This is a genomic window from Flavisolibacter ginsenosidimutans (assembly GCF_007970805.1).
GTDB classification, from domain to species: Bacteria; Bacteroidota; Bacteroidia; order Chitinophagales; family Chitinophagaceae; genus Flavisolibacter; species Flavisolibacter ginsenosidimutans.
Genome location: NZ_CP042433.1, coordinates 2,252,864 through 2,268,807, shown reverse-complemented (window position 1 = coordinate 2,268,807; position 15,944 = coordinate 2,252,864). Strand labels below are relative to the sequence as shown.

Sequence of the window (15,944 nt, the reverse complement as noted above, 5' to 3'; positions counted from 1 at the left end):
GGAGGCTTGTGTATTTCTTACTTCACCACAACGTCATGATTGATTAACGGACTCGTCACCTTCCACGCATTTTTGCTCAGTTGTGTGGGCGACGAAGGATCGGGGTCGCCAAGTACAACCGCGCCACCAGTAGTTGCATCCACACATTTCAAAACTTTGGCCGTAAAGAAGGCGTTGGTGATGACGAAAAAATCTCGCTGCAAAATAGTAATGCTGTTGTTCGTCAATTTCCATTTTTGATATTCGGGCTTAAAGCGGTTGGCTACGTTATCAATTGCCGATGGTTTGTATTTCACATCCTGCTTGATGGAAAAGTTTTGCGTATCGGCTGTTTTTGTTCCGCCTTTCGTCACCAGTGGCGGCACGTCCACGGTCAAATACAAATTGCCGCAATTTGTGCGGATGTAAAAGAAGCCGCCGCCCGCATCTTCAAACGAAAAATCCTGTGCAATCGTTCCGTTTTTATCCCATTGCCAAAGATGCGTTCCCGGTGCGGTGTTGGCGCCTTGCACGTCCAGCATTTTTTGCGTGGCCGCATACATAAAATTATACCGGATGAAAGGTAGAAATTGTGGTTGGCGCGGCGCATTGCTCATCACCACCGATAAGTCTTTGGCCACCGCATAATGCGGTCCCATGTAAGGCGGAAAATCGCTCATGAAGCGCTTTGCAATCGTTTTTAAAATAGACGTATTGTCAAAGAAAAGTTCGTCCGAATCGTGTAAGCTATCGTGACCAAACACGCTGCCTGCGGCCACCCAAGGCGAAATAAAAAACACCGGCGTGCGAAGTCCGTAGGTGTTTACCGGAAGGTTGTAATTCGTGGGATCGTCCGGAAAATTCTGGAGCGGTGGCGGTGGCACATGATCGTAAAAGCCGCCGTGTTCATCATAAGTAACGATGAGTAGAATCTTGTTCCATTTCGGACTGGTGACGACGGCCTCCACAACCCTGCGCACAAAGTTTTGTCCGTCCTTTACATCCGATGGCGGCTCGTCGCAATTGGCGTGCGGCGGCAGGTCAATAAAGTGTGGATCAATAAAGGAAACCGAGGGCAGGTTGCCGTTTTTCAGCTTCGCAAAAAATCCGTTCACCGGGTCTCCGGCATCCAAAACGTTGGCGTGATCAAAAGTATAATCGGCAAAGAAGCGCAGAAAGCAATAAAAGAATTCGAAGTAATTCCACGACACGTTGGCGATGTGTGCATAATCATTTAAATGATCGAAAATGGTTTTCGAAAGCGATGGCGTGAGCGGCCCAGTGTTGTTGATTTCCCAAAAGCCCCGTTGCGCAGAATCAGACAATCCGCTGTTTAAATTCATTCGTGCGGTTAATTCATAAAAGCGGTTTGGAAACGTGGGGCCGGGATGCGGCGCAAACCAGCGGTGACTGATGCCAAAATCCCTTGCCAGCGCATCGTACACAGGGACGTTTGCACCGTTGTGATAACCCATAATGGACGAACCGTTGCCGGTATCTATACCCGATGAACGAGACGCTTCTTCGGCATAGCTCCGCACAAAGCCATCCATTTTACCGCCGTCAACCTGGTGAAAGGCTGGCCCTGCGTTTTGTTCGGCATTGGGCGCAAAAAGCGTTTGGCCCGGCGGGAAAGCAAAGGATGGATAATTGACGCCGTTGTACGGATTGGATTCGCCGCCTTTTAATCCATCTACATCGGTACGGCCAACGCCTCCTTTGTTTGCAGGCAAACTTAAAAAGCCGAGCAAGTGATCGAAAGAGCGGTTCTCTTTTGTAAGCACAATGATGTGATCAATGTTTGCCAAAGCGCCGGGTTTGAAATCAAGCTTCGGGTTTGAATTGGGGTTGTTTGCCGAAGGCCAATTGGCGGGAATGAATGGAAAGGGATTAAGCAGGTTTTTGGGAACCGTGTAGCTGAGGGTGATGTTTTGCCCGTCGTTGCGGAAAAAACTAACGGGAAAGGAGCCGTTATCGCCTACGATCCATTGCGCTATTTGCGCATTGATGTTGTCGCGAACTTTTTGTCCTGCGGCTGTGTCTTTGTCAACAAGACGGTTGAAAATTTTGCGGCGCATGCTTTTCTGCGTGGCGCCACCGGGATCTATGGCACGTGTGGTTGTAATGTGCACGTGCACCACGGGTTGAATAAAGGTCTGGTCAACAAAATCATCAAACGAGACAGCGGCCATCGTCTTGTCGATGGCTTTGCCCAGATAGCTGCCGGTAACGTGCACGGTTTGCGTGATTGCATTGGGTACAACTTTAATGTTGGTGAAATCATTTACCCAGCCTAACAAGTCCACGCGTTTGGCCACTGCGTCAAAGCCCAGTGTGAAACGCACCGAAATAAAAAACTCAATGAAATCCATGTTGGGATCGAGCGTGCCGGTCGAGGGCATCTCGATAGGCCCGTCGGTTTCAAACGTAATTTTCAATTCAAGCGGGGCGGGATTGGATGTATCAATATTGACGTTGAAGACACTGCTGTTTATGTCGTTGAAATAATAGCCGTGATCGAGTTGGCCAAGGTCGGTGAAGCTAACACGCCGGTAGCCGCGCTGTGCGTCAATGAAGGTAAATTCTGCATCGCTGTTGGGCGGGTCGTTGTCAATGCTGCCGTTGCCGGTGATGTGGTCATGATGGTGAAGGCGCAGCTTGAAGAGCGGCGGGTCGATACGCTTGTTGAAAAGATCATCGAATTTTTTTTGCAGGAAAGGAAGCGAAATGACTTTGGTTTTTGTGGCCAGTGATGTGTCGGTGCTGATGACCGGTTTTGTTGGTTGTGGCGGTGGTCCAAAAGGCGGAATGGTGTTGTTGATGACACAAGTGTTTAGTTGCTTTTCGGCCGCTACCAGTTGCGGCTTTAAGGCATTAATTTGATTGATGATTTTTTGCCGGCTCTGTTTGGGAGCTTCTTTCAAGAGTTCCTCAAGATCATCAAGCTCGTTGGTTAATTCATCTGCTTTTTGCTGAAGGGCAGTGCATGCCGGAGGAAATTGTGTGGACATAATGAAATGGTTTTGAGATGAGCAATAGTGGCCTCCACAAGGGCGGTTTGCAGGTCAGCAGGGTAGAGAAAAGCCAGAAGAGTTTACAGAAGCAGCGGTGAAATAAAGGTAGAAAAAAACAAAACCTGATTGTGCTGCACACGGTGTTCTGCTTGGGTTGTTTTTGGCTTACCCTTCAACGGAAGTTTCAGTAAAAAATGCGGGCAAAAGCAATGTCATCGGTTAATTTCGTTACCACAATTGTTTTATGGAAAATATATCTCCCAAGGTTTTGTTTTTAGACATCGGCGGCGTGTTGCTCACCAATGGCTGGGGGCATGAATCGCGGCAAAAAGCGGCCACTGAATTTGGCTTTGATTATGAAAGGATGAACGCCCTTCACGAAATTGCTTTTGATGTGTACGAGCAAGGCGCCGTATCGCTTGATTATTATCTTGACACCATTTTGTTTTACGAGCCGCGAAGCTTTGCAAAAGAAACTTTCGTCCAATTTATGCTAAGCCAATCGCAGTTGCTGCCACACACGCTGGACTGGTTGCTGCAATGGAAAAAAACAAAACCCGGCCTGCGCATTTTTTCCATCAACAACGAACCCAAAGAATTGCAGGAATACCGTGTGAAAACCTTTGATCTAAAACGTTTGTATGACGGCTTTATCTGCTCCTGCGATGTGGGTTTGCGCAAACCCGATCCCCGTATCTATCGTTTAGCCATGGCGGTAGCGGCAGTTGAGCCGGACGAATGCATTTACATAGACGATCGCGAAGTTCTCGTTAGGGCCGGGTCACGTCAAGGAATGGAAGCAAAGACGCACAAAAGCTTTGAGGAAACGAAGGACTTTTTACTGGGTGCGTTTTAATTTTTCCAAGAAGATTAAATATGACCTCGGGCTTAGCGACCTATTGACCAAACGTCTACTTGATGGATTGCATAGGATTGAATACCCTTCCGATAGCAACAGGCATAAAAAAAGCCCCGAACTTTCGTCCAGAGCTTAAAGCGTACCGAGGAGCAGACTTGAACTGCCGACCTTCGGGTTATGAATCCGATGCTCTAACCAGCTGAGCTACCTCGGCGAAGGGCAGCAAAAATAAGGCTTCGCACTTTTCCGCTGAAATCATTTTTTGCTTCTTTAACAAGCTGCAAAAATTTACCTTTTCGGCATGGTGAACGTTAGACTTGCAAAAGCGGGAGATGCCGGCAGTATTCTTGAAATATATGCGCCGCATGTTTTGTACAATGCCTGCACTTTTGAAACCCATGTGCCGTCAGTTGAAGAATTCGAAGCTCGCATAACCAAATGCCTGCAAAAATTTCCTTGGCTCGTGTGCGAAATAGACGGCCGCATTGCCGGTTATGTGTATGCATCCCCGCACCGCGAACGCGAAGCCTATCAATGGACCTGCGAATCATCGGTATACGTGCACAAAGATTTTAAAGGCAAAGGCATCGGAAGAGAACTTTACAAGACTTTGTTTCAACTTTTAAAAATGCAAGGGCTGGTAAATGTGTACGCGGGCATTACGTTGCCCAACGATGCCAGCGTTAGGCTTCACGAAGTTTGCGGTTTTCAGCTCTTTGCCGAATATGATAACATTGGCTATAAACTGGGTGCCTGGCAGAAAGTAGGGTGGTGGAAGCTTCAACTCAATAAACATGAATTAAAGCCTTCACCACCCTTGCTTTTTTCCGAACTCAATCTCCCTTTGTTGCCCGATCTATTGACCGTTGCGGCAAACAACATTAAAGCCCGTTATGAAAAGTAGCGGCTTACTGGTTGTTGCCACTTCCTTCCTGCACGCTTTCCGCTTCGTTGCGAATGATATTCGGGTTATTGTTTGTATTACTTTGACTGCTTGTGCTGTAATTATTTGCCGGCGACTGATGTTTTGTTTCAATGTAATCTTTGAAGTTCATGATGTCCTGCCGGATCATTTTTTCCAAGACGGGATTTAATGATTTGGCAATGCCCGCGCCCAATTCGCCTGCCGGCGGATGATAGCTGATTACCACTTCCAGTTCGGTGCCTTGTCCGCCCAGTGCTTCTTTGAACGTAACCTTGCCTGCGTTGTTGATGGTGGAGTTGGGAATGGATTGCCAACCGATCATCTGTCCGTCTTCTTCTTTTACAATTTCGGCGTTCCACTTGATGCGGCCTACACCGCCGGGAACATCGGCTTCCCAATGCGAATGCTTTTGATCAATCTCAGTCACGCTTGCCAGATGCTTCATGAACAACGGCAGGTTTTCCAGCTTGCGCCAAAAAGCATATACTTCGTCTTTCGGTTTGTTTACAATTAAACCTGTGCGAATGTTGATAGCCTGTGTGTGGCTAACGCCTTTTGTTTTGCCCATGCTTGCGTAAACCGGGCAATGCCCCGATACGCCGCGGTAAAGCAAAGCACCACCAACAAGTGTGCGCAACAAACCTTTGATGGGATGCGAGGTTAAATTGCCCAATCCCGAAGAAAGCAAAAAGGCACCGAGGCCCACGCTCACCATTCGTTCGGTTTGTCCAACGTTTACCACGCCGGAGTCGCCGATGTGTGCCTGAAATTCTTCGTCGGCGTGCCAGCTACCGTAATTCTCTGTATTTGCCATTTTGTAGATTTTTTAGGATGAAAAATTGCCCGATGGCTTTCTCATTTTTTTGCAATTATTATGCCCCTGATTTTAATTGGCAACGAGCAATAAACAAAGGGCGACGGCAAATAAAAGCCCCAACGTTTTGGTTGAGGCTTTTGCATTCGTTACAACGTTGCCTATTGCTTATTGCTCATTGCCAATTCTCTCCGCGTCGTCTCCACTCTGCCAGGATATTGTTCCAGCGCTTTTTCCAGGCAATCCATTGCGTTGCTCAAATCGTTCAGGTTTAAAACATAGGCAAGACGCACTTCATTTTTTCCCAATCCGGGTGTGCCGTAAAAACCCGTTGCCGGCGCCAGCATCACTGTTTGACTGTTGTGGGAAAATGATTCCAGCAACCATTGACAAAACTTGTCCGAATCGTCAATGGGCAATTTAGCCATTGCGTAAAAAGCGCCGCCGGGATTGGGGCAAAACACACCCGGCATTTCGTTCAATCGTTTAACCAATAAATCTCTTCGAGCGATGTATTCGGCTTTGGGGCTGTCGAAATAAGAAGGCGGTAAATCCACCGCGGCTTCCCCCATGATTTGCGCAAGACCCGGCGGGCTTAAACGTGCCTGCGCAAATTTCATGGCCGCATCATAAACCGCTTTGTTTTTGGTGACGAAAGCCCCCAGTCTTGCGCCGCAGGCACTGTATCGTTTGCTGATGGTGTCCATCAGCACCACGTTTTCTTCCATCCCATCAAGATGCATGGCGCTGACAAATTCACCGGAGTACGTAAACTCTCGGTAAGCTTCATCCGAAAAAAGATAGAGGTTGTGTTTTAGACAAATCGTTTTCAGAGCTTCCATTTCTTCGCGACCGTACAAATAGCCCGTTGGGTTGTTTGGGCTGCAAACAATGATGGCTTTTGTATTGGGTGTAATCACTTTCTCAAACTCGCTGATGGGCGGCAGGGCAAAGCCGCTTTCGATGCTTGCTGTAATGGGAACGACTTTCACGCCGGCTTCCACGGCGAAACCGTTATAGTTTGCGTAAAAAGGTTCGGGAATAATGACTTCATCGCCGGGATTTAAGCAACAGAAAAAACCAAACATGATGGCCTCTGAACCGCCGGTGGTAACGATGATCTGATCCGGTGTAACATTGATGCCAACGGATTTATAATAACTCACTAATTTTTTGCGATAGCTCTCGTTGCCGGCGCTGTGGCTGTATTCCAAAACGGGAATGTCGGCTTTGCGAACGGCGTCTAAAATGGAAGGTGGTGTTTCAATATCAGGCTGACCGATGTTGAGGTGATAAACTTTCACGCCGTTTTTTTTTGCCGCTTCGGCGTAGGGCACCAATTTTCGAATGGGAGAGGCCGGCATTTGCTGCCCGCGGTTACTGATTTGTAGCATGGGCCAAAATTAAGGAAAGGAGTCAGGAGTCAGAATTCAGGAGACAGGAGGATGCCGTTGGTCGTTGGCAGTTGTTCGGTGTTTGATGTTTCTTTGCGGCCAATAGCCAACGACCAACGATTTATCGGAGTAAATTTCGAATCTGGAAAACATTTTCTCTTGCGCAGACGAACAAGTCTTTTTTCCCTTCACCGCCCCAACAACAATTTGCAGGAATGGTTGGAAACTGAATCAAAGCCAATCGCTTTCCTTCGCTGTTTAGAATGATGATGCCGTCCTTGTTGCAGAGATAAACATTTCCGTTCGGATCACATTTGATTCCGTCGCTGTTTTCTTCGGCAAGTATGCGTTTAAAATGAAGCGTTTCGGCATCAAAAACCGAAATGAACTTTTCAAAAGGTTTGTTGGAGCAGAGATACAATTGACTTTCGTCAGGCGTGAGGCAAACGCCGTTTGGGTATTGGTATTTGTCGCAGAAGATTTTTGTTTCACCGTTGTAATGGCAATACGCACCGGCTATCGGTTGAAATTTTTCAGGGTTTAGTTTTCCTTCTTTTAGACCATAAGGCGGATCGGAAAAAAATATTTTTCCTTTTTTGTCAACGATCAAATCGTTCGGTGAGTTAAACGGTTTACCGTTGTAAGAAGAAAGGAACGGCTGCAATTCTTTGCCGTTCCATCTTGCAATCTCGTGACTGCCGTGACGACAAACCAACAGACTGCCTTCACCATCATAAGCCAACGCATTGGAACCTGCCTGACCGGGCTTCAGGTCTTCGTCGGCCTCATTTGCCGTTCCGCTTTGTGCAATAAAAACTTCTTTCTTTTTGCCGGGAACAAATTTTAAAACAGCGTTTGCGGTAATGTCACTACACAGGTAAAAGCCTTCGCTGTTCCAAACCGGTCCTTCGGTGAATTGACAATCGTTGGATAAGGTTTCTATTTCAAAGTCGGTATTGATGAAGTGCTTCACGCTTTCATCGTAAATGCTGAGCGAAGGATGCATGGCGAAACTTTGGTTTGTTGTTTTTGTTTGTAAGAGGACATGCCTTGGCATGTCCATACACCGGCGTAAGCCATTGGTTAATTATCACATTGACACATTAGCTAATTGCCTCCACTTTCTTCAACACTTTTTCCAAATTTATTCCTTTGCCCAATACTGCTTTAAACAAATCACCTTCACTTTTTACGCGGTCATAAATGTTGGATGCGTTCCATGTTTTTTGCGTCAATCCTTTTTTCAATTCGCTCCAATCGAGCGGCGTAGAAACCGGCACGCCGGGCTTTGGCCGAAGTGAATAAGGCGCAGCGGCTGTCTGTGTTTCGCTGTTCTGCAAAAAATCAAGATAGATTTTGTTCGGCCGCTTTGAGGGGCTTCTTTCCAAACTTGTTAACTCAGGAAGTTCGTTGTGCACAAGCGTTACGATTAATTCAGCCAATTGCCTGCTTTGATCATAATTGTATTTCGCACCTAGCGGAATGTAAATGTGAATGCCCGAAGAGCCGGACGTTTTTACGCAAGCCTCTGCGCCAATGGCGTCCAAAACTTTTTTCACCACTTTCGCCACTTCCATTACCTGCTCAAACGTGTTGCCTGTGTGCGGGTCCAAATCAATAAGACACCAATCGGGTTGCAGCATCGAATCTTTTCGGGTGTGCCAGGGATTTATTTCGATGCAACCAAGGTTGGCCATGTAAATGAGCGTGGCTTCGTTGCTGCACACAAGATATTCAACGTGAACATTGGTTGACTCGCTGAATTCTTCTACGGTCTCTATCCAATTGGGCACTTTGCCGCGAACGTCTTTTTGAAAAAAGTTTGGTGCGTTAATGCCGTTCGGATGACGGTTGAGGCTTTGCGGCCTATCCAGCAAATAAGGCAAAATGAACGGAGCCATTTTCAGGTAATAATTCACCGCATCGCCCTTGCGAAAGCCTTCCTGCGGCCAGTAAATCTTTTGCAGGTTGGTAAGTTGCACGTCCTGACCATTGAGGTTAATCACCTGGTCAGCATCACCGTCTACGTTTAGTTGTTTGCCTGAGGTTTTTGCTTTCGTGGCGCTTCTTTTTTGTCGCGGTTTAGCGGCTGTTTTTTTTGTCACGGATTTTTTTGCCGGTGAAGCTTTCTTCGCGGTGCTTTTTATTTTGGCCATTGTCGTTGCTTTTTCAAACCGTACGTCTTTTGCTTTTTTATCTGTTCGCAAGCCCATGAAAATCGGGTGTCGCGCCATGCGGTCAACCGTCCATTCGGTAAACTTTATTTCGCATACAAGCTTTGGCTTTACCCAGGTTGCGGGCATGTTGGTATGCGGCGTTTCTGTAAAAGGCGAATGATCAATTTTTAAGGGTTGCAATTTGTTGTAGATGGCTTCCAGCGTTTTTGTGTTGAAGCCGCTGCCCGTGTGTCCCACGTAAACCAGGTCATCGCCGTCGTAAACGCCCAACAACAACGAGCCAAAAAACTTTCGCGTCCGTCGTGGTTCGGTGTAACCCGCAATCACCACTTCCTGCCGTTGGTTTACTTTTATTTTTACCCAATCTTCGGTGCGGGAATCAATTTCGTAAACGCTGCTCGCTTTCTTTGCCATGATGCCTTCAAGGCCTCCTTTTAATGCGACCTTAAAAAAGTCTTTTCCTTTTCCAATTATGTGATCGCTGTATTTAATTATTTCGTGACCGGCAGGAAGAAGTTCTTTCAACAAAGCCTTGCGTTCGATAAGTGGAAGATGCGTCACGTCTTTTCCATTCAGCCACAAAACGTCAAATACAAAATATTGCAAACGGCTTGGTGTGTTTTGCCAGTTCTGCAAAAGTTGAAAATTGGCAAGTCCTTTTTCATCAACCGCAATGATCTCGCCGTCGAGTACCGCTTTTATTTTCAGTTCTTTCAAAGCTTTCGCAACGGGTGCATATTTTTCGGTAAACGGTTTCAGGTTTCGCGAAACAAGGCTCACGTCCTTTCCGTTGCAATAAGCCACGGCACGGTAGCCGTCCCATTTGATTTCGAAAATCCAGTTGTTATCATCAAAGGGTTCGTTGATGAGCGTAGCCAGCATGGGCACAACGTTTTGCGGCATGGATGCTTTAAGGCCGTTTGTCGTTTGTAGTTTGTGGTTTGTGCTTGGCGTGATAACGCGAAAATCTTTTTTCTTCTGCGATGGTTGCTCGTCCTTGGCCTTGTTCTTACCCTTAGCCTCTGTTTTCTTTACCTCAGGGTGATTGAGTTCAACGCCGTTTTCCGCTGCAACTTCTGCCAAAGTTTTTCCGCTTTTTGCCGAACGTTCGTTTTGCGTTACGTCTTCTTCGCTGCTGAAGCCGTCTTTCTTTTTCATCAGGAGCCAAGTGCGTTTGCCCTTGCCGCGCATCTGCATCAACGTGAATTCGCCCTTCAGTTTTTTTCCGTGCAGCACAAAAGAAATGCGGCCTTTGTGCAAGGCTTGCAGCAAAACATTTTCCTGTTCTTTTCGCGATAAATTTTCTGCACCGGCTAATTCATACGTGCCTTCGTCCCAAACAATCACGGTGCCGCCGCCGTACTCGCCTGCAGGAATCACACCTTCGAAATTGCGGTAAGCAAACGGGTGGTCTTCCACCATCATCGCCAGGCGTTTGTCGGATGGATTTAACGACGGCCCTTTTGGCACGGCCCAACTTTTCAGCACTCCTTCCATCTCCAACCGAAAATCATAATGCACGTGCGACGCGTCGTGCTTTTGCACCACAAAGCGAAGGCTGCCTTTTGAAGTTTGTTCTTTGCCTTCAGGTTCTTCGGTTTTTTTGAAATCGCGTTTTTTGTTGTACAGTGAAAGGCTCATGTGGAAGCAGGATGAAAAATCAATGCCATTGCTTGAACAAATTGGCGTTGGCATAGAATTGTTCACCGCATGTGTAAAACAATTTATGGAAAGAGTGAACGATAAACGCAGCGAACAAGTTCAGAATGAGCCACAGCCCGGCAATATGAATTCTTTTAATCAACGTAACAAAGAGAAGAGCAGCGAAGCCGAGGACGCAAAGAAAAACAAAGAAGAAAATGAAGCTGTGGAAGCGAACGAACCGCTTAGAACAAAAGAATAGTTGGTGGTTTGTGGTTTCGTAATGAGAACAAATGCCGCTTTGCTTGCAAGCAGACATAATAAAAGGATGTGGAGACTTCACATCCTTTTTTATGCTGTCTATTATTGTAAGAAATAGTACGCCTGAAGAGCCGCCAACCACCAACGACAAGCTACAATCTTCCTTACGCTCTCTTCTTCTTGTCGAGACTTTGCTTTAACACTTCCATTAGGTCTTTTACCGTGGCCGGCAGCTTCTTCGGTTCGGCTATTTGAATGTCTTTGCCGGCTGCTTTTGCCTTGATTACTTTTTTCAGCTCGGCAATGTAAGTGTCTTTAAACGCAGCGGGATTAAAGGTTTCGGTGAGTTGATTGATCAGCTTTGTGGCCAGTTGAATTTCCTTTGGCGTAATGCGTTCACCGGCTGTTTTTACGTCGGGCACGGCCTTCACTTCTTCGTCGTAGCGAAGTTGATTCAGCAGTAAAACACCTTCGTAATTTTTGAGTGCGCAAATGTGCGCACGGTTGCGCAACATGAACTCGGCAAGGCCTACGGTTTTTGTTTCGTCAAGTGCTTTCAGCAAAAGTTTGTAAGATTTTTCCGAGCCCTTTGCCGGTACGATGTAGTAAGGCTTCTCGTAATAAATCGGGTCTATCTCTTCTTCCTTTACAAACTGAATGATGTCAATGGTTTTGGCAATGTCGGGCCGGGCTTTCGCAAAGTCTTCGTCGGTAACCACAATGTATTTTCCCTTCGCATATTGATAGCCTTTCACGATGTCTTTGTAAGGAATTTCTTCACCGGTTTTTGAATCAATGCGGGCATAGTGTATGGGTGCAAGATCATCCTTCGACAACATATCAAAATCAATGTTATCGTCCTGCACGGCACTCTGCAATTTCACTGGAATGTTGACGAGGCCAAAGCTGATAGCGCCTGACCAGATTGATCTTGCTGCTTTTGCCATACGGTTGTTCTTTTAAGATGCGGGAAAATAAGTATTGCCTTCGGGGCGGTAAGCGTTGTGCCGGAACCAGGCCGTGGCCGCGTTCCAGGCCGCTTGCCACCATGCCGTTTTGTGCAACGACCGCGTTTCGTAATACTCGGCTTTTTGAATCTTTACTTTTACCAGTGCCACTGAACCCGCAGCGAGTTTTTTTTGATCCTCGGGCAAGTCAACAAAGGCGTTCATCTCTTCCGGATCTTTTACCACAAAGCCTTTTCCGCAGACTTGCAGAAAATAGCCCTTGCCCTTTTTGTAAAAGTCAAGTTTCACCGGAAACTCCTGCTCAAATTCCGAGAGGTGTTGACGCGGCTTTTGTACAAAAAACCAAACAAACCCATACTCGTCCACTTTCAGGGTGCTTACGACCGACGTGGGAAGCTTTAAAACGGCTTCGCTTAAATTGTAAAAAAGTGCACTTCCAATCTCCTCTATTCTTTCCTGCAAAAACGTTAGTTGCTGATTTGTGTCCATATGGATTGTTTTAAGGGTATGTGAGCAAAGGGGCTCGTGTGTAGATAATCCAAATAAAGTACCACAAACGAAAGCGCTGACGCGATCAGCGATCAGTTGTCAGCCTTCAGCTTTCGGCTGTCAGTGAATACATGCGTGATAAAGGCGCTGCTTAAAACCTAATTGCATGTCCTATGCTGTAAAGATTCTCTACCTCATCCACACGTCGTTCACAGTCGAATGCCGATAGCTAATAGCTAATAGCTTTTCTTTTACCGCCCCGTCTGCCTTTGTGTACAAAACTCTACAAAACAAAATTTCATTTCCAGCCGCAGCCTCGCCTCAATGGCATGTTATTTTATACCTGAATAATCCATCTTAATCATTTTTAAAACCTTTATTGTATGCCAAGGAATACCACAACGAAAGCGGCGTCAAAACGCAGCAGCGGTACCGCCCAAAAGAGCGACGAAACGATGCTGAAAGAATTGTTTCTTGATGAATTAAAAGACATTTATTGGGCGGAAAAACATTTGACCAAGGCATTGCCGAAAATGAGCAAAGCCTCGACTTCGCAGGAGTTGAGCAATGCCTTCCAAAACCACCTCACGCAAACCGAAGGGCACATCGGAAGAATCGAGCAAGTGTTTGAATTGCTGGACACGCCGGCCCGCGCCAAGAAGTGCGATGCCATGGAAGGCCTGGTGAAAGAAGCGCAAAGTCTTTTGGAAGAATTACCAAAAGGTACAATGGTGCGTGACGCCGGTTTAATCATTGCCGCGCAAAAAGTAGAGCACTACGAAATTGCCGCTTACGGCAGCCTGGTGCAACTGGCAAAAACAATGGGCGAAAACGAAGTGGCCGACATCTTAGCGCAAACGTTGGACGAAGAAAAACAAACCGACCAGTTGCTGACCGAATTGGCCGTTAGCGGCATTAATCTCGGCGCCGAAGAAGAGCCCGAAGAGTAAGTCTTTCGCACGTTCAAAAGAACGTTGAAACGCAGCCAGACCGTTTTGGTCTGGCTTTTTCTTTTATAAACCAATAACCAATCATTATGAACAATACAACGAAAGATAAGGAGCACGGCAGCACTTTGTCGAAAGTAGACAGGGCGTTAAACATGAAACAAGGTAAAAGCAGAGGCTTTAAGACATGGTTTGAAAAAGCCGCATCCGCCATAACGCGGGCCGTCGGCTCATCCATGGCTTTCCTTCTCGCCTTCCTTGTTATCGTCGTATGGGCTGTAACAGGGCCGATCTTTCACTATTCCGACACATGGCAACTCGTGATTAACACGGGCACAACCATCGTTACGTTTCTGATGGTCTTTCTCATTCAGCAATCGCAGAACAAAGATTCGCTTGCTATTCAGCTAAAGCTAAACGAATTGATTGCCGCCGAAGAAAGAGCCAGCAACCGCCTTATTGTTGTGGAAGACCTTACGCAAGACGAGCTTGAAGTACTCAAAAAATTTTACGTCCGTCTTTCGCAACTGGCCCGCGAAGACAACGATCTGCACAGTTCTCATTCGGTAGATGAAGCGCAAGACGTGGATCGCTACAAAAGAAGTTTTCGCCAAAAGAGACAGCAGGACGTTCCCGAATGATTTATGGAAACAACAAACATATCGCACAAAGAGTTTTTGAAAATCGACCGCGACTATTCGCGTTCGGCAAAGCTGGCCGATCTGGTTTACGTGAACGACGGGGAAGAAGGGATTGTGCGTGCAAAAAAAGGAACAGGCTTTTCTTATTCATACAAAGGCAAGCCTGTAAAAGATGAAGCAACGCTTGAACGCATAAAAAAATTAGCCATTCCACCCGCGTGGGCCAACGTTTGGATTTGTGCAAAAGAGGCCGGGCATATTCAGGCTACCGGTGCCGACGCAAAAGGACGCAAGCAATACCGCTATCATCCGCAATGGCAGGCTTTGCGCAACGAAACCAAGTTTCACCGCTTGTTCGAGTTCGGCAAGCAGCTTCTCTCCATTCGCATGAAGGTGGAGGAGGACTTGAGCAAACGCGAATTGTGCGAAGAAAAAGTGCTGGCCACCGTAGTAAGCCTGATGGAACGAACCTACATCCGCATCGGCAACGATGATTATGAAAAGCTTTACGGCTCTTACGGCTTAACCACGCTCAAAGACGGCCACGTAAAAGTGAACGGAAGCACCGTGAAATTTTCGTTCAAAGGAAAGAAAGGCGTCTATCACAAAATCACCCTGCGCAACGCAAAACTGGCGAAGCTTGTCCAACGCTGCAAGGATATTCCCGGTAAAGAATTGTTTCAGTACTACGACAGCGAAGGAATACCGCATCCCGTTGATTCGGGTTCTGTAAACCGGTACATCAAAGAGGCCAGCGGCGGTGAATTTACAGCCAAAGATTTCCGCACCTGGGCCGGAACCTTAAACATTCTGCGCTGTTTTTGCAGCATGGACGAACCGGAAAGCGAAAGCGACCGCAAGAAAAATATTTTAACTGCCCTGGACGATGTAAGCCACAAACTGGGCAATACCCGAACCGTTTGTAAAAAGTATTATGTGCATCCGGGAATCATCAAGCTGTACGAAGAAAAGAGGCTTTCGAAATACACGAAAGAACTTGATGCAATTGAAAAAGACGACAACCTCACCGGCTATGCTTCCGATGAAAGAATGCTGATGAAAATTTTAAAGGAATTAGTGTGAGGTTGACCCGTTGATCAGTTGATTCGTCAAATAAATTTTATCAATTAACAACGCAACCATTCAATCGATCAACCAGTCAACTTCTTTTCATCTTCTCCTTGCACTTGCTTTCTTGCTTGCACTTTTCTTGCTTGCGCTTTTCTTACTGGCCGTTTTCTTTGTAGTGGCTTTCTTCGCTGCGCCTTTTTTGCTCGCTGATTTTTTAGATGCCGTTTTCTTTGAGGATGCTTTTTTGCTTGCGCCTTTCTTTGAAGCCGATTTCTTGCTTGCCCCTTTTTTGGAAGCGCTTTTTTTCGTCGGCACTTTTGCGCCTTCTTTTCTTGCTTCGGACAAACCGATGGCAATGGCTTGTTTGCGTGAGGTTACTTTTTTACCGCTGCGGCCACTTTTTAATTTTCCTTCTTTCATCTCATCCATCGCACGTTTAACTTTTTTGCCGGCGCCTCTTGAATACTTTGCCATAAGAATAAAATTTGGTTAGTAGATAAAGATGTTGCTGAAATTTTTGTACCAGTAAGGCCTGCCAGATTATTGCAACGGGTAAAACAGTGCTTTATGGAGAAAGATTTTATGTAACCAACGCCAGTAATCCTGTTCAGCGCCGGTTGCGTCGCACACTTGTACGCTTTGAACTCTATTCATCTTGCCGCGCAGCGAACAAAGCGTTGAAGAGTGCGACGCAAGTAAAGCCCAATGGATAGACAAACCTACGGCCCATAAAAATGGCGGGTTTATTTGGGTACGATTTTTTA

Annotated in this window: 14 protein-coding genes and 1 tRNA gene; 6 read left to right on the top strand and 9 right to left on the bottom strand. The window is 46.5% G+C overall.

Annotated elements, in window-relative coordinates:
* Nucleotides 1–17: 17 nt before the first annotated feature.
* Complete coding sequence (locus tag FSB75_RS09360) at nucleotides 18–2,990, bottom strand: alkaline phosphatase family protein (protein WP_146786101.1); 2,973 nt, start codon at nucleotides 2,988–2,990, stop codon at nucleotides 18–20.
* Nucleotides 2,991–3,237: 247 nt separating this feature from the next.
* Here FSB75_RS09360 and FSB75_RS09355 point away from each other — a divergent pair, with 247 nt between their 5' ends.
* Nucleotides 3,238–3,849, top strand: a complete 612-nt coding sequence (locus FSB75_RS09355) for an HAD family hydrolase (protein ID WP_146786097.1) — start codon at nucleotides 3,238–3,240, stop codon at nucleotides 3,847–3,849.
* A gap of 143 nt (nucleotides 3,850–3,992) precedes the next feature.
* Here the strand turns inward: FSB75_RS09355 and FSB75_RS09350 are convergent.
* A tRNA-Met gene (locus tag FSB75_RS09350) sits at nucleotides 3,993–4,066 on the bottom strand.
* A gap of 87 nt (nucleotides 4,067–4,153) precedes the next feature.
* Here FSB75_RS09350 and FSB75_RS09345 point away from each other — a divergent pair.
* The gene (locus FSB75_RS09345) at nucleotides 4,154–4,756 is read left to right on the top strand and encodes a GNAT family N-acetyltransferase (protein ID WP_146786094.1); all 603 of its coding nucleotides are present in this window, start codon (nucleotides 4,154–4,156) and stop codon (nucleotides 4,754–4,756) included.
* Between the two features lie 4 nt (nucleotides 4,757–4,760).
* Here the strand turns inward: FSB75_RS09345 and FSB75_RS09340 are convergent, their stop codons facing one another.
* The 4 genes from FSB75_RS09340 to ligD all read right to left on the bottom strand — a co-directional run bounded on the left by FSB75_RS09340 (nucleotide 4,761) and on the right by ligD (nucleotide 10,803).
* Nucleotides 4,761–5,591 carry an SRPBCC family protein gene (locus tag FSB75_RS09340; RefSeq protein ID WP_146786091.1) on the bottom strand — a complete coding sequence of 277 codons (831 nt, stop codon included), beginning with the start codon at nucleotides 5,589–5,591 and terminating at the stop codon, nucleotides 4,761–4,763.
* Nucleotides 5,592–5,752: 161 nt separating this feature from the next.
* Nucleotides 5,753–6,985 carry a pyridoxal phosphate-dependent aminotransferase gene (locus FSB75_RS09335; protein ID WP_146786088.1) on the bottom strand — a complete coding sequence of 411 codons (1,233 nt, stop codon included), beginning with the start codon at nucleotides 6,983–6,985 and terminating at the stop codon, nucleotides 5,753–5,755.
* 121 nt (nucleotides 6,986–7,106) lie between these two features.
* Entirely contained in the window at nucleotides 7,107–7,991 is an 885-nt protein-coding gene (locus FSB75_RS09330) for an SMP-30/gluconolactonase/LRE family protein (protein WP_172623107.1), read from the bottom strand.
* Nucleotides 7,992–8,088: 97 nt separating this feature from the next.
* A complete protein-coding gene (gene ligD, locus FSB75_RS09325) occupies nucleotides 8,089–10,803 on the bottom strand; it encodes a DNA ligase D (RefSeq protein WP_146786082.1) in 2,715 nt (904 codons plus the stop codon).
* Nucleotides 10,804–10,831: 28 nt separating this feature from the next.
* On the opposite strand from ligD, the gene FSB75_RS09320 reads away from it, so the two are divergent.
* The gene (locus tag FSB75_RS09320; RefSeq protein WP_146786079.1) at nucleotides 10,832–11,065 is read left to right on the top strand and encodes a hypothetical protein; all 234 of its coding nucleotides are present in this window, start codon (nucleotides 10,832–10,834) and stop codon (nucleotides 11,063–11,065) included.
* 163 nt (nucleotides 11,066–11,228) lie between these two features.
* Here the strand turns inward: FSB75_RS09320 and ku are convergent, their stop codons facing one another.
* Both ku and FSB75_RS09310 read right to left on the bottom strand, forming a co-directional pair.
* On the bottom strand, nucleotides 11,229–12,011 hold the full coding sequence (gene ku / locus FSB75_RS09315) for a non-homologous end joining protein Ku (RefSeq protein ID WP_146786076.1): 783 nt from the start codon (nucleotides 12,009–12,011) through the stop codon (nucleotides 11,229–11,231).
* 12 nt (nucleotides 12,012–12,023) lie between these two features.
* On the bottom strand, nucleotides 12,024–12,521 hold the full coding sequence (locus tag FSB75_RS09310; RefSeq protein ID WP_146786073.1) for a pyridoxamine 5'-phosphate oxidase family protein: 498 nt from the start codon (nucleotides 12,519–12,521) through the stop codon (nucleotides 12,024–12,026).
* A gap of 383 nt (nucleotides 12,522–12,904) precedes the next feature.
* On the opposite strand from FSB75_RS09310, the gene FSB75_RS09305 reads away from it, so the two are divergent.
* The 3 genes from FSB75_RS09305 (at nucleotide 12,905) to FSB75_RS09295 (ending at nucleotide 15,192) form a co-directional block, all read left to right on the top strand.
* Nucleotides 12,905–13,471, top strand: coding sequence for a YciE/YciF ferroxidase family protein (locus FSB75_RS09305; protein ID WP_146786070.1), 567 nt, complete (start codon nucleotides 12,905–12,907; stop codon nucleotides 13,469–13,471).
* A gap of 86 nt (nucleotides 13,472–13,557) precedes the next feature.
* On the top strand, nucleotides 13,558–14,109 hold the full coding sequence (locus FSB75_RS09300; RefSeq protein ID WP_227990876.1) for a low affinity iron permease family protein: 552 nt from the start codon (nucleotides 13,558–13,560) through the stop codon (nucleotides 14,107–14,109).
* Nucleotides 14,110–14,112: 3 nt separating this feature from the next.
* Entirely contained in the window at nucleotides 14,113–15,192 is a 1,080-nt protein-coding gene (locus tag FSB75_RS09295) for a DNA topoisomerase IB (RefSeq protein WP_146786067.1), read from the top strand.
* Nucleotides 15,193–15,279: 87 nt separating this feature from the next.
* Here FSB75_RS09295 and FSB75_RS09290 read toward each other — a convergent pair whose 3' ends face one another.
* Complete coding sequence (locus tag FSB75_RS09290) at nucleotides 15,280–15,654, bottom strand: DUF6496 domain-containing protein (protein ID WP_146786064.1); 375 nt, start codon at nucleotides 15,652–15,654, stop codon at nucleotides 15,280–15,282.
* Nucleotides 15,655–15,944: the final 290 nt, after the last annotated feature.